Below are 12,949 nucleotides of genomic sequence, written 5' to 3' on the forward strand. Positions count from 1 at the left end.
GAAAACAACGCGCTGCTGATTCCACAACCGTCGGGAATATGAGCATGTTCAACAGCTCTTGCGCCAACTGGGTGTCTTCCCTACGCAGGTCCTACTTGAGGCCGTTATCGCTGAAGTTACATTGAACAACGAGCTGAAGTTCGGTCTCCGCGCCCTCGTATCGAAGGATTGCGTGGGCAAGCGTCAAGCCGGCCGCCAAAGCCAGCAGAGATAGGGTTGTTGTCGTTCGTATCGAAGGGGACAAGGGAGAGCAGCTCTCGGCAAGAGCGCGGACTGCTCCTTGCATCAGATGAACGACCGGCCTGTCTGAGACGGCGAGGGAGATGCCAAGCGTTGCAGGATTCGAGCGCGTTGCGGCACGCTATCCACAGGCTTTCGGAGCGTTGCAGAAGTGAGTGCTGAATGTTGGACGATTACTGATCTCAGATGCTTCTGCAATTGTCGTTAGTTGCATTTATTTTGCATTTCGACGTGATCACTACTTGCATTTGAAAGTGATTGCGACTTTAGAATGCGGAAATTTCAGTACGTTGTGATTCATCTGGGGGCTTCATGCGTAAATTTCCGTCTGGCGTTGCAGCTTTTGCTGCAGCGGTTTCTTTTGCTTTGTTCTTTGCGCCGAGTATAAACCAATCTGTTATCGGGACTGCGGTTGCTGCCGATGCCGATAAAACCATCGGCGATGGCCTTGGTAATGGAGGTTCAGGACTGGGCGGTGAAACCCAGAATGTTCCCCCGAGGTCTCAGGCCGGCGCCGATCCTGCAGCGGCGGCTCCTAAGCCCGACAAGGCGGTCGACCGAACCGGTCTCGGCAAGGCTGGTGTGGCGCCGGCTGACGATACCGCCGAGGATGCGACCAAAAGCGAAGCGCCGACCACCAGCGTAAAAGCAAAAGCTGCGACATCGACTGCTACAGCGGTTGCCGCTGCAGCGGCGGTCGATCCGGATGCGCCGCCTGTCGGCACATCGGCGCGTTCGACGACGCCGATACCGGAGGTTTCCGGGTCCGGCACGTTCAACGAGGAAATCGGAATCGAAACCCCGGCCTTTCATGGCATTCAGCCGGAAATCGCGCTTCAGTATGTCTCGTCGCGCAAGACGAAGCTCGGCGGGCTTTACCAGGGCTGGCTGGGTTATGGTTGGGGACTTAAAGGCTTCGATGTGATCGAGCGCGCCAGCATCGGCCAAGGTCTGCCGGCATTCAATTCGAGTGATATTTACCTGTTGAATGGCGAGGAACTCGTCCCTTGCGGGACAAACACGGTTTCCCCGTCATGCTCGACCGGCGGCACCCATGCCACCGAGGTTGAAAGCAATCGCCGCATCGTTCGCGATTCTTCTTCCGCCAACGAATGGATCGTCACCAATCCCGATGGCATCAGACTGACATTCAAGTCACTAACTGCCATAACAAATGCAAACCCTGCTCCGGGGGCGCTGTCTGATCTCTATAATAGTTCTCGCTGGTTGCTCACTTCCGTCAGCGACACGAATGGCAATACGGTTGCATATGCTTACACGTGCCCCGACCTGTTTGTCTGCTATCCCGGTACTATTTCATATGGCAATACCGTCATTCGGTTCCGCTATGAAGCTCGGCCTGACCAGATCATCATGGCCAACGGCCATCGTTTCTCCTATACCAAAAACCGGATCAAGACGATTGCGGTCGAGGTCAATGGCCAGTTGAAGGTGGCCTATGCGCTTTCCTACAATCAAGCGCCATTCTCCAACAGATCCCGGTTGGTCCAGGTCGAACGCTACGGCAGCGACGCCGTCATCGCTTCTGATGGCACTATTTCGGGGCCAACGCATAAGCCAATCCGCAAGATGGCCTATCACAATCTAAGCTATAGCTACGATTATGCGCCAAATCTTACCGCGCCTCCGACCAATGGTGATCCTTCCAAATATGAAACATTCACAAATGTCGAGACATTTGCCACGACGGACATGAATCTGGACGCCAGGGATGAGCTGTTAATAAATCGGGCAACGAGAAGGGCGATCAAGGAGCAGGACAGCTCGGGATTTTCCTACACGTATTCCTGGACTATGACAGTCAATTCGTTTGGATCGGATGGACGTGCAGTCTATCCCAGAAGCATCACTCGAGCAGATTACGGCAGTACGGTTCATCTTCTCGCGTATCCCGGAAGATATTTTCCGAGTGTTAAGGACATCCCTTACAGTTCAATAACCACCAGCAGTTCGGGTTATCGGACATTGAATGACGTGGTCGGCACGGCATGGGATCAGTCCATATCCGATGGAAGGTGCTCCTCTTCCTCCTACACCGCAATGTGCGCGGCGTTGCCTTCCGTTTCTAGCCCGTCTACCGACCCATTTTCTCAGAGTCAATCATTCGTGGCCGATCCTGATGGGAATGGCGTTGATCAACTTTTCAAATTCACTTCCTTGTTCTTGGGGGGCAGCGGTGGATACATTGTGGGGGCCGCCGACCTGCTCGGGAATGGTCGGCAGGGCACCGTCATCGGCGGCGCATCCTCGATTACGAAGGTCCTGAGTTATACCGGCAGCAGCTGGGTCAACATCCGGGATGCGTCGATCGATTGCCGCAATAGAGTTTGTGCTCTCGCCGACGTCAACGGCGATGGGGCCACGGATCTGGTGCAGAACACGTCTTTCTCGAATGGGAAATACAGTGGTCTATCGATCTGGCTATGGACAGGACGCGACTACGAAGCGTTTATACAGAACGCGTCATTTTCAGGTTCGCCGCTGCTACGCGATTTCGATAATGACGGCATGACCGACATCCTGGTTGCTGACGGCGCGACCCAGGCAAATCCTTATAGAACGACCTATGCCTGGGGAGTTTGGTTCGAGCCATCCGGTGCCCGGTTGGTTAAATCTCCGTTGGCGATCTCAGGGTCTAATATTTCCGGCGATTTCAACGGCGACGGTTTGCCGGATTTCTTGAATTCGCGGACCGGTGTGTTGCTCTCCATCTCAGGTACCGGCAATCCCAACCTTCTGCGCAGCATGACTCTCGAAACCGGGGCTACGGTTTCGGTCGATTATAAGCCGTCGTCAGCGCTGCCTGGTGCTGATATGCCACTGATGCATACTGTCAGCAGGATCAGCGCCAACGACGGAAAGGGGAACGTAAGCAATACCGACTACGCCTTCTCAGATGCTCTCTATAGCTTCGATCTGCGCAGGTTTTATACTTTTGGCTCTATGGTCAAAACCCTGCCACCGGCTTCAGGAGAGGCAGTTCGTCCTACCGTAAAAACATCTTATCGCAGAGATCGTGCAAGTTACGGGCGGCCTTGGGTTGTGTTGAGAAGTGACGCTAAGGGAAACTCCCTGCAAATTACCGAGGACTATTCGTTCCAGATCGATAAGAAGCCGTATTCGTTTAGAAATATTGCGACAACGACGAAGCTGACAGAGGGGGGCACGACGGCCTACCTGCGCACGGACCGCAGTTTCGATGCCTATGGCAACGTGACCGAGATCAAGGATCGCGGCCGCACGGTCGACGCTGCCGGCACTGAGAATGTGAACACTTTGGGCGACGAGAAGACGACGACGTTCACCTATGCGCCGAACACATCCGCTTACATCGTCTCACTGCCGACTTCGAAGACCGTTCGTCTTGGTGTCGATGCCGCCTCACCGATCGGCAGCAAAGAGGAATATCTCTATGACGACGCGACGGCTGTTGCGACGCCATCGGTCAAGGGCAATCTGACACAGAAGCTCGCCTATATGAAAGCCGGCAGCACGCCGAGAGTGTCACCGACCAGCTATGGCTACGATGCCTATGGCAACCGGATTGCCGAGACCGATGCGCTCGGCAACCGCACCGAATGGGACTACGACGCCACCTACCATCTCTATCCGGTGGCGGAGCGCAGCCCCCGCTACTTCGCCAACGGCACGTTGCCTGGCGACAGCCACTTCGTCAGCTCGACGACCTACGATCTCGTCTGCGGTCTGCCGGCCACGAAGACCGACTGGAACGGCGTCGTCGAGACCTTCACCTATGACGCCTATTGCCGGCCCTCTGGCTATGTGAATGCCGGATCGGGCAATTACCTCAACACCCGCTATGAGAACGAGGGCAACCCGACGACGCAGGCGGTGGTGACCTCTTCGCCAAGGACCAACGGCTCGGGCGAGGTGTTCAGCCGCACCTATTATGACGGTCTCGGCCGGCCCTGGCGGGTGGAGACACCCGGAGCGTCGGCCACCGGCCCGACTCGCATCACCGACACGGTCTATGATGCCCGCGGAAACGTGAAGCAGACCTCGCTTGTGCGGTTCAACGCCGCCACCGAGACGCCGCAGTGGACGACCAACAGCTACGACTGGCAGGACCGGGTGATCAAGACGGTCAATCCCGACACCAGCCAGAGGCTCTATCAGTATGCGGCGCAGTCGGCACTCGTTGCCGACGTCACCAGGCTGCCGGTGTCGCTGACGGTCATGACCGACGAGGAGAACCATCCGCATCGCAGCTATACCGACGCTGACGGCAATGTCATTGCCCTGCAGTCGCAGCTCGGCGCGAACTGGGTCACGGAGAACCGCAGCTACGATCCGCTCGGCCGTCTGCTGGGTGTGCGCGATCCCAAGGGCGCGCAATGGAGCTACAGCTACGATCTGCTCGGCAACCGGTTGACGGCAAGCGATCCGGATCTCGGCAACTGGTCCTATGAATATGACGATGCCGGCCGGCTGATCCGCCAGACGGATGCCCGCGGCGCGGTAACGACGATGGCCTACGACCAGATGGGCCGGGTCCTCCGCAAGGAGGTGACCGAGCCGGGTGCGACGGTGCCGACACTGCTGGCTGAGAACAGCTATGACGAGCCCGCCGCCAGCGGCCAGTCCCACAACGCCGGCATGCTGACCAAGGCCGAGAATGCCAATGCGACGGTGACCTACAGCCGCTTCTATAACGGCGCCGGCGACAAGAGCATCACCAGCACGACGATCGACGGGGTGACGAACACGACCACGGTCGAGCATGGACCGAGCGGCAAGACGACGGCGATGAGCTATTTGCCGACGACCGTCGCCGTCGGTGAGGCGACCACGCCCTGGCTCTATAACGAGGCCGATCTGCTTTCGAGCATTCCCGGGCTGATCGATGCGACCAGCTACGAGGCCGACGGCCAGACGACATCGATCACCTACATCAATGGCGTGACGACCAGCTTCAGCTATTCGCCGATGCGGCGCTGGCTGGACCGGGTGACAACAGCGAAGAGCACGACGGTGCTGATGGACAATCAGTACGGCCGCGACAAACTAGGCCGCATCAAGACGATCACCGGGCTGACGGCCAACGACAACTGGACCTACAGCTATGACGATCTCTCTCGTCTGACCGGCGCCGACAACGGCGGCGACAACAGCCTCGACGAGACCTACAGCTACGACACCAATCACAACCTTCTGTCGCGCAGCCGGATCGGCGCCTATACCTATCCGGCGCCAACGGCGATCCGTCCGCATGCGGCAACGCAGATCGGCGCCAAGGCGATCGACTATGACGCCAACGGCAACATGATCTCGGACGGAACCCGCACGCTTGCCTGGGACGGCGCCAACCGGCTGTCGACGGTGACCCAGAACGGCGCCACGGTGACGCTGTCTTACGGACCGGATGGCGCGCGGGTGAAGAAGAGCTGGGCCTTCGGCACCATTCTCTATCCCGACGCCAATGTCGAGATCGACCGGACGACGCCGGGCACGGATATCTACACGCTTTATCCGCATCCCGACGCCAAGATCGTCGTCACCGATGGCAGCACGGTACAGGACAAGTTCTTCCTGCATCGCGATCATCTGGCCTCGGTGCGGCAGGTGACCGACGAAAGCGGCATCCCTGTCGAGCAGACCGGCTATGCCGCCTATGGCGAGGCCACCAACACCAGCTTCCAGACGAAGAAGAGCTATATCGGCGAACGCTTCGATCCCGAAACCGGGCTGATGTATCTCAATGCCAGATACTACGATCCGGCATTCGGGCGGTTTATCTCACCGGATGACTGGGACCCGACACAGCAAGGGGTGGGCACCAACCGCTACAGCTACTCCGAAAATGATCCCGTTAATAAAAGCGATCGCAATGGGCATCAATGGGGTCAGCTTAGTGGAACGACCACAACGGGCTTCTTCAGCGATTTCATTGGCAGCCTTTATGGCCAAAATCCTCACAGTCGGCAAAGTGATCAAGTGCTGGCTGACCGGGCCGCGAAAGACGTGAACGCAGCAACAATGAAAGTCTCGAAAAGAGCTGCGGACGAAACAGGTCTGCCAGCGATCTATGATGGAATACGCAACAGGAGTGCGTTAAAGGTAGGTGCCGGCGTTCTTACACTCATTACATTAGTTGGTGGGCCAGAAGGTAAGGTTGCCGAAAAGCTGGCGCTTAAAGCCGGTGAAAATCTTGTCTATCGTGCGGTAAATTTGGCTGGGGAGGTGAAGTACGTCGGCATCACAAACAACCTGGAGCGGCGGGCCGCCGAGCATTTGAGTTCCAAAGGTATAGCCATTGACGCGATCCCAGGGCTGAGTAACCTTTCTAGGATAGATGCCAAGGCTGTTGAGCAAGTTCTTATTGAGAAGTACGGTTTGGCCAAAAATGGCGGATTGATGAACGTGATTAACAGCATCGCAAAATTAAACCCAGCATATGCTGGAGCAACGCAACGCGGAGCCGATCTGTTGAAACAAGTTGGGTATCCGGGGTACTAAATGGCGAAGCTGAAAATCGGCGATATTGTCGAGATCAACACCGCGAAAGGACTGGCTTACGCACATTACGCGCACAAGCATAAGCAATTTGGTGCGTTGCTTCGGGTGTTTGGAAAATTCTTTGATGCTCGACCCGACAGTTTTGTCAATTTGGTAAGCAGCCGGCCAATGTTTATGTGTTTCTTTCCGCTAAGCGCAGCGATTGATCGAGGAATTGTATCAATTGTTGGCAACATGGCGCTCCCGTCTGATGCCACGAAATTCCCGACGTTCCGGGCCGGTGTTGTAGATCCGGCTACGCGGAAGGTGGGTGTGTGGTGGCTGTGGGATGGTGAGAAGGAATGGCGGGTCGGGCATTTATCTGCTGAACAGCGTCAACTGCCGATTCGGGGGGTATGGAACGATACGTTGTTGGTCGAGCGACTTGAATCTGGTTGGACGCCTGAAACAGATTCGACCTGAAATAGGCTTTCATCCATCTGCGATCAAACGATGGCGGTAGGAACTGGACGTGGAAGCCACAAGCGGCGGCGACTTCACCCGCGATATCTGGTATCGCCAAAACTCCCGATGTCGGGCGAAGCCGTTGCAACGAACAGTGTCGATCTCAAACCCCCATGACGAGGAGGTGGCGCTGATCGCCTCTACGCTGGTCGAGCACGCGGCAAGGAAAAGCCGTCGCGGTGGCTCCGATAGAGCGGGGGTGGTTGTAAACTTCAGCCCATCTAGAGCGCTTCCGATTTTAGCTGAATCGGAAGGGATTCCGTTTTTGGCTGTTTTGTGATTCAAGATGCTGGCTGGAATGGAGGCCAGCATCGGATGACTCGACCTCTTTCAAATGATCTTCGCAAGCGTGTTGTTGATGCCATCGAAGCGGGCGAGAGCTGCCGGTCGGTGGCGGTGCGGTTCGGTATTGCGGTGTCTTCAGCGGTGAAGTGGTCTCAGCGCTACCGCTCGAGCGGATCTGTGGCGCCTGGGAAGATGGGCGGTCACCGCAAGCGTGTTCTTGAGCCGTACCGGGCGTTTATCGCCGAGCGAATTAACCAGACGCCGCATCTATCACTGCACGGATTGAAGGAAGAATTGGCCGCACGAGGGGTGAAGGTATCCCACGACACCGTATGGCAATTCCTGCGGCGCGAGGGGCTGCGGTTCAAAAAAAACACTGTTCGCCCTTGAACAGGGACGTGCCGACATCGCGCGGCGACGACAACGCTGGCGGTCCTGGCAGACCGGTCTCGATCCTAGGCGGCTGGTCTTCATCGATGAAACCTGGATCAAGACCAACATGGCGCCGCTTCGGGGCTGGGGGCCGAAGGGCAAACGCCTGCGCGGCTTCGCCCCGCATGGCCATTGGCGCACCCTGACTTTCCTGGGCGCGTTGCGCTACGATCGGCTTGCCGCACCTTGTGTCTTCGATGGACCCATCAATGGCGAATGCTTCCGAGCCTATGTCGAACAGCAACTCCTGTCGGTGCTCGAACCCGGCGACATCGTCGTGATGGATAATCTTGGCTCCCACAAGTCGGTCGCCATCCGTCAGATGATCCGCAACGCTGGTGCGCGACTCTGGTACCTACCGCCATACTCTCCCGACCTCAATCCGATCGAACAGGCCTTCGCCAAAATCAAGCACTGGATGCGCTTGGCTCAGAAGAGAACGATCGATGACACTTGGCGCCATATCGGACACCTCGTCACAACCATCGAGCCCAACGAATGCAGCAACTACTTCGCCAATGCCGGATATGCTTCCGTGAAAACCTGAAACGCTCTAGCGATTGCTTCAACGCCCGATCGCCTCCGTTTGCAAGTTTGCATCGGTCAGCGTCCCAGGAAAGCGACGATATCGCCGATTCGGTGAGAGCAGGCGCGTTCGCCCGGTGGTCGTCATAGACGGATCGTCCCATCCCGTGTTTTTCGGATGCAGCAGCCGGAATCGCTGTCGCGGGTGGCATAGAAGGCGACTACGTCGCGAAGCGTGTGGAAATAGCCGTTATGGAGGAAGCTTTTCTTCAGAGCGACATTGCGCAGCGTCGGCGTGCGGAACAGGCCACAATATTCGCTGTGGTTGGCGAGATCGGTACGCTGAGGGCTGCAGAGGCCGAGATCGTTATAGTCAGGATCGGCATTAGCCGGGATTGCCATGTTACGCGGTGCTGCGAGCGTGAGGAAACCGAAATCGGAACAGAGTGGCGGCTCTTCGTCATCTGCGGGGAGGCTCAGATGGCAGCTCGACAATTGCTCTTTGCAGGATCCTCGAAAGTTGGGGTCCGCGCAACTCCTGCGCGGTCAGCGTCGCCTTGCCGGCGAGAAAGGCTTTTAGGGCTTGCGACCTCGTTCGGGGACTGCCAGCCAAACAGGTGCTCGCCGACCGCGCCTAGCCGCGACGCCATCGCAAGCATCAGCATGCCTACAATCGCACCGCGTACAAGCAGCGCTGGGCATTGAGAGTTTCTTCGCCAAACTCAAACACTGGCGACGCCTCGCCACCCGCTAGGACGAGCTTTGCAGCCGATTTCATCGGCTTCATGATCTGGCAAGCATCATGCTTTGGCTCAAATAGCTAACTTGTCACCACAGCCTAGTGCCTGGGCAATGCGAGCGGAATTGCAAAGCCTGACCGCGCCGTAGGCACGATCAGGGTTAGTCGCCAAACCTATCTATTATCCAACTGCGACCTGACCAATCTCAACCCTCGTTCGGTAATCCGGTAGGGTTGGCCGCCCGAAGACTTGATTGCCTTCAGCCGCTTCAGTCTGCGGAAGAGATCGAGGTCGACGCCGGCATAGAGCCAGCCTTCGCGGGTGAAGCAACTGACGTTCTCAATCTTTCTGTTGTCGTCGCGGATAATTTCGATGCGGCCACCTTGGGCCATGAGATGCAGGATGCGCTGCTCCGTGCGGGAAATGTCCATATTGTGAGATCCGGTATCGCGCCGTAGGCGCGCACAAAAACGATCTGGCGCTCATTCGAACGTCAGGGCTTCGTTTTTTCGGGCCAATGCGCGCAAGACGACTTGCGGGCAGGGCCTTTACCGGGTCTCAGGCAGGCTCAACATAAAACACCTCGATAAGATCCATTATTCAGCCCGGAAAAAGCGGTCAAGAGCATCCTTGTCGATGAAAACCGGTCGAAAACCCTGGTTTCGATTGATCATCCCTTTGCAGCTACTGGTAAATTCCGCGACTCAGTGATCTAGTTAGAGGGGTAACGCGGAGGTGTCGTTGATCCACATTCGCAATGCCCGAGACGGGGAAGCGGAGCTCTTGAGCGAGATCGGGCTCAGGGCCTGGCAGAAGGCGATGGCGTCGATCGGCGAATCGGATGCGATGATCGACGCGGCGCGCAACGCCTTTCGCAACTTCGTGGAGAATGACTGGCTGACCATCACGATCATCGAGCAGAACGGCCAGGTCGCAGGCTGGGCTGCACGCGAGGGATTGGACGAAACTATCTCGGATTTCTGGATCGATCCCATCTTCACCCGGCAGGGACTCGGCTCAGCCCTTCTCGAACGCATTGAGAAGGATATCGCCGGCCGAGGCTTCGAGACGGCGGCGGTGCAGACTCATTCCGGCAATAGCGAGGCAATCGGCTTTTTTCGGAAGCACGGTTACGGCATCCACTGGCTGTCGGTCGCCTATAATCCGAAGCTTGACCGCGACGTGCCCTCTGTCGGGCTGACGAAGCCGCTGGTTTCGGGCAGCCCAGGCGGCTATGGGCAGGAATTCTGAAGTTTAAAAATCCAGATGAAGGCGAGGGGCCCATAGCGGCGCGAAGGCCAGCGCCGCGGCCAAGGCGCCGTGGAGGACCAGGATCGCCGCCAGCATCGACCGGAACGGCTCCTTCCTCGTCTTGTGGCGCAGGAGCTGCTGTGCCGCCACCGCACCGAGGCTGCCGCCGATCAGCGCAAGGGTCAGAAGCGTACGCTCGCTGATGCGCCACCCGCCCTGGCGCGCCGCCTGCTTGTCGAGGAAATAGACCGAAAAGACGATCAGGTTCAGCGCCAGAAACAGTGCGGCCAATTTGGTGATGTCGGTCATCGTCATGCGGCTACACTGCCATGCCCCGGTTAACCCAAGGCAAATGTCGCCGCCCTTCGTCAAACCGCGGTGTGCGATGGGGAAAGCCTTGCACCGGAATGCCATTTCCTTTACCTCACCAGTGGAAAAGAACAGCCTGCAAAGAGCATCAGATGACCATTGTCGACGTCCGCACGCCCGATCCGAAACGCTTCATCCCCGGCGCCACCGGCGACTGGGAAGTCATCGTCGGCATGGAAGTCCATGCCCAGGTGCTGTCCAATTCGAAGCTCTTTTCCGGCGCTTCGACGGAATTCGGCAAGCCGCAGAATTCGAACGTATCTCTGGTCGATGCCGCCATGCCCGGCATGCTGCCCGTCATCAACGAGGAATGCGTCAAGCAGGCCGTGCGCACCGGTCTCGGCCTCAAAGCTGAGATCAACAAACGTTCGCTCTTCGACCGCAAGAACTACTTCTACCCCGACCTGCCGCAGGGCTATCAGATCTCGCAATACAAGGATCCGATCGTCGGCGAAGGCAAGATCGTCATTTCGCTCGGGCCGGACCGCCAGGGCCAGTTCGAGGATATCGAAATCGGCATCGAGCGCCTGCACCTCGAGCAGGATGCCGGCAAGTCGATGCACGACCAGCACGCGACCATGTCCTATGTCGATCTAAACCGTTCCGGCGTGGCGCTGATGGAGATCGTCTCCAAACCCGACATGCGCTCGTCCGATGAAGCCAAGGCCTATATGACCAAGCTGCGTTCGATCGTGCGTTATCTCGGAACCTGCGACGGCAACATGGACGAAGGCTCGATGCGCGCCGACGTCAACGTCTCCGTGCGCCGTCCGGGCGAGGCTTTCGGCACGCGCTGCGAAATCAAGAACGTCAATTCGATCCGCTTCATCGGCCAGGCGATCGAATACGAAGCGCGCCGCCAGATCGGCATTCTGGAAGACGGTGGCACGATCGATCAGGAGACACGCCTCTTCGACCCGAACAAGGGCGAGACGCGTTCCATGCGCTCCAAGGAAGACGCGCATGATTACCGCTACTTCCCCGATCCGGATCTGCTGCCGCTCGAATTCGACGATGCCTTCGTCAAGGCGCTCGAAGCCGATCTGCCGGAACTCCCCGACGACAAGAAGGAGCGCTTCGTGCGTGAACTCGGCCTGTCGGTCTACGATGCCTCCGTGCTCGTTTCCGAAAAGGCGATCGCCGATTATTTCGAGGCCGTGGCCGCCGGCCGCGACGGCAAGACGGCGGCAAACTGGGTGATCAACGACCTGCTCGGTGCGCTCAACCGTACCGGCAAGGACATCGAACAGACGCCGGTCTCGCCGGCTCAGCTCGGCGCGATCATCGACCTCATCAAGGCCGGAACCATCTCCGGCAAGATCGCCAAAGACCTTTTCGAGATCGTGCTGACCGAAGGCGGCGATCCCGCCGAGATCGTCGAATCGCGCGGCATGAAGCAGGTGACGGATACCGGCGCCATCGAAAAGGCCGTGGACGAGATCATCGCCGCCAATCCCGAACAGGTCGAAAAGGTCAAGGCGAAGCCGACCATGGCGGCATGGTTCGTCGGCCAGGTGATGAAGGCGACCGGCGGCAAGGCCAATCCGCAGGCGGTCCAGGCGCTCGTCAAGGCGAAGCTCGGCATCGAGGAATAACCCGTGTATTTCGTCCGCACCGCCGGAGAGCGCGACCTCGAGAAGGTGCGCGCTCTTCTGGTGGAGAGCTTTCACGCCACCTATGACGAACTCCACGGCAAAACAAAGGTGGACGATCTGATCGCCCATCTCTTTACGCCGGCAGCGCTGAAGGCGCGGCTGGCGCGCAAGGATGCCGAGTTCCTCGTCGCCGATAATGGCCGCAACATCGGCGGCGTGGGGTATGCAGCGATGTCGCAAGCGTTGACGAAGACGGTCATGCTGCATCTCCTCTACGTCAATCCGTCGCTGCAGCGCCAGGGCATCGGCCGCGATATCTTCGCCGAGCTCGAAACCTGCTTTCCGGATGCTGAGATCATGCGTCTGGAAGTCGAGCCGCAGAATGCGGCGGCGATCGCCTTCTACCGGGCGCATGATTTCACGGAAGTTGGCCGCAACGAGAACAGCGCACCCGGACAATCCGGCATTCCCTCGCTGATTTTCGAAAAACCGCTGCAAGGGCATTAAGGC

At 58.0% G+C, this 12,949-nt stretch carries 9 protein-coding genes and 2 pseudogenes; 8 read left to right on the forward strand and 3 right to left on the reverse strand.

Annotated elements, in window-relative coordinates; genetic code table 11:
• The first annotated feature begins 552 nt into the window (after window positions 1-552).
• The 4 genes from Tal182_RS10285 to Tal182_RS10295 all read left to right on the forward strand — a co-directional run bounded on the left by Tal182_RS10285 (window position 553) and on the right by Tal182_RS10295 (window position 8,506).
• A complete protein-coding gene (locus tag Tal182_RS10285) occupies window positions 553-6,738 on the forward strand; it encodes an RHS repeat-associated core domain-containing protein (protein WP_085859363.1) in 6,186 nt (2,061 codons plus the stop codon).
• A complete protein-coding gene (locus Tal182_RS10290; protein WP_085859364.1) occupies window positions 6,739-7,200 on the forward strand; it encodes a hypothetical protein in 462 nt (153 codons plus the stop codon).
• Window positions 7,201-7,249: 49 nt separating this feature from the next.
• The gene (locus Tal182_RS31655; protein WP_125461473.1) at window positions 7,250-7,522 is read left to right on the forward strand and encodes a hypothetical protein; all 273 of its coding nucleotides are present in this window, start codon (window positions 7,250-7,252) and stop codon (window positions 7,520-7,522) included.
• A gap of 35 nt (window positions 7,523-7,557) precedes the next feature.
• Window positions 7,558-8,506, forward strand: a protein-coding gene (locus Tal182_RS10295; RefSeq protein WP_094299093.1) for an IS630 family transposase whose coding sequence is annotated in 2 segments (ribosomal slippage) — window positions 7,558-7,893 and window positions 7,895-8,506 — 948 coding nt in all. Because the reading frame shifts where the segments join, the coding sequence is not laid out codon by codon here.
• Window positions 8,507-8,524: 18 nt separating this feature from the next.
• On the opposite strand, the pseudogene Tal182_RS10300 reads toward Tal182_RS10295, so the two are convergent.
• Window positions 8,525-9,058, reverse strand: a pseudogene (locus tag Tal182_RS10300) (cytochrome-c peroxidase); the annotation flags it as partial.
• Window positions 9,059-9,065: 7 nt separating this feature from the next.
• On the opposite strand from Tal182_RS10300, the pseudogene Tal182_RS31660 reads away from it, so the two are divergent.
• Window positions 9,066-9,304, forward strand: a pseudogene (locus Tal182_RS31660) (transposase); the annotation flags it as partial.
• Window positions 9,305-9,397: 93 nt separating this feature from the next.
• Here the strand turns inward: Tal182_RS31660 and Tal182_RS10305 are convergent.
• On the reverse strand, window positions 9,398-9,655 hold the full coding sequence (locus tag Tal182_RS10305; RefSeq protein ID WP_085859365.1) for a YjhX family toxin: 258 nt from the start codon (window positions 9,653-9,655) through the stop codon (window positions 9,398-9,400).
• A 310-nt stretch (window positions 9,656-9,965) separates the two neighbouring features.
• On the opposite strand from Tal182_RS10305, the gene Tal182_RS10310 reads away from it, so the two are divergent.
• Window positions 9,966-10,475 (forward strand): GNAT family N-acetyltransferase, encoded by a 510-nt coding sequence (locus tag Tal182_RS10310; RefSeq protein ID WP_085859366.1) that lies wholly within the window; start codon window positions 9,966-9,968, stop codon window positions 10,473-10,475.
• Between the two features lie 3 nt (window positions 10,476-10,478).
• Here Tal182_RS10310 and Tal182_RS10315 read toward each other — a convergent pair whose 3' ends face one another.
• Entirely contained in the window at window positions 10,479-10,790 is a 312-nt protein-coding gene (locus tag Tal182_RS10315; protein WP_085859367.1) for a DUF1294 domain-containing protein, read from the reverse strand.
• A gap of 146 nt (window positions 10,791-10,936) precedes the next feature.
• Here Tal182_RS10315 and gatB point away from each other — a divergent pair, with 146 nt between their 5' ends.
• Together gatB and Tal182_RS10325 are read left to right on the forward strand one after the other, a co-directional pair.
• Window positions 10,937-12,439, forward strand: coding sequence for an Asp-tRNA(Asn)/Glu-tRNA(Gln) amidotransferase subunit GatB (gatB, locus tag Tal182_RS10320; RefSeq protein WP_064802192.1), 1,503 nt, complete (start codon window positions 10,937-10,939; stop codon window positions 12,437-12,439).
• A gap of 3 nt (window positions 12,440-12,442) precedes the next feature.
• Entirely contained in the window at window positions 12,443-12,946 is a 504-nt protein-coding gene (locus Tal182_RS10325; RefSeq protein WP_085859368.1) for a GNAT family N-acetyltransferase, read from the forward strand.
• Window positions 12,947-12,949: the final 3 nt, after the last annotated feature.

Source organism: Rhizobium sp. TAL182, assembly GCF_002117725.1.
GTDB classification, from domain to species: domain Bacteria; phylum Pseudomonadota; class Alphaproteobacteria; order Rhizobiales; family Rhizobiaceae; genus Rhizobium; species Rhizobium esperanzae.

Excerpts from the sequence above, each read along its gene's own strand:
- Tal182_RS10285 (WP_085859363.1), top strand. The coding sequence starts at position 553 with ATGCGTAAATTTCCGTCTGGCGTTGCAGCTTTTGCTGCAGCGGTTTCT.
- Tal182_RS10290 (WP_085859364.1), top strand. The coding sequence starts at position 6,739 with ATGGCGAAGCTGAAAATCGGCGATATTGTCGAGATCAACACCGCGAAA.
- Tal182_RS10305 (WP_085859365.1), bottom strand. The coding sequence starts at position 9,655 with ATGGACATTTCCCGCACGGAGCAGCGCATCCTGCATCTCATGGCCCAA.
- Tal182_RS10315 (WP_085859367.1), bottom strand. The coding sequence starts at position 10,790 with ATGACGATGACCGACATCACCAAATTGGCCGCACTGTTTCTGGCGCTG.
- gatB (WP_064802192.1), top strand. The coding sequence starts at position 10,937 with ATGACCATTGTCGACGTCCGCACGCCCGATCCGAAACGCTTCATCCCC.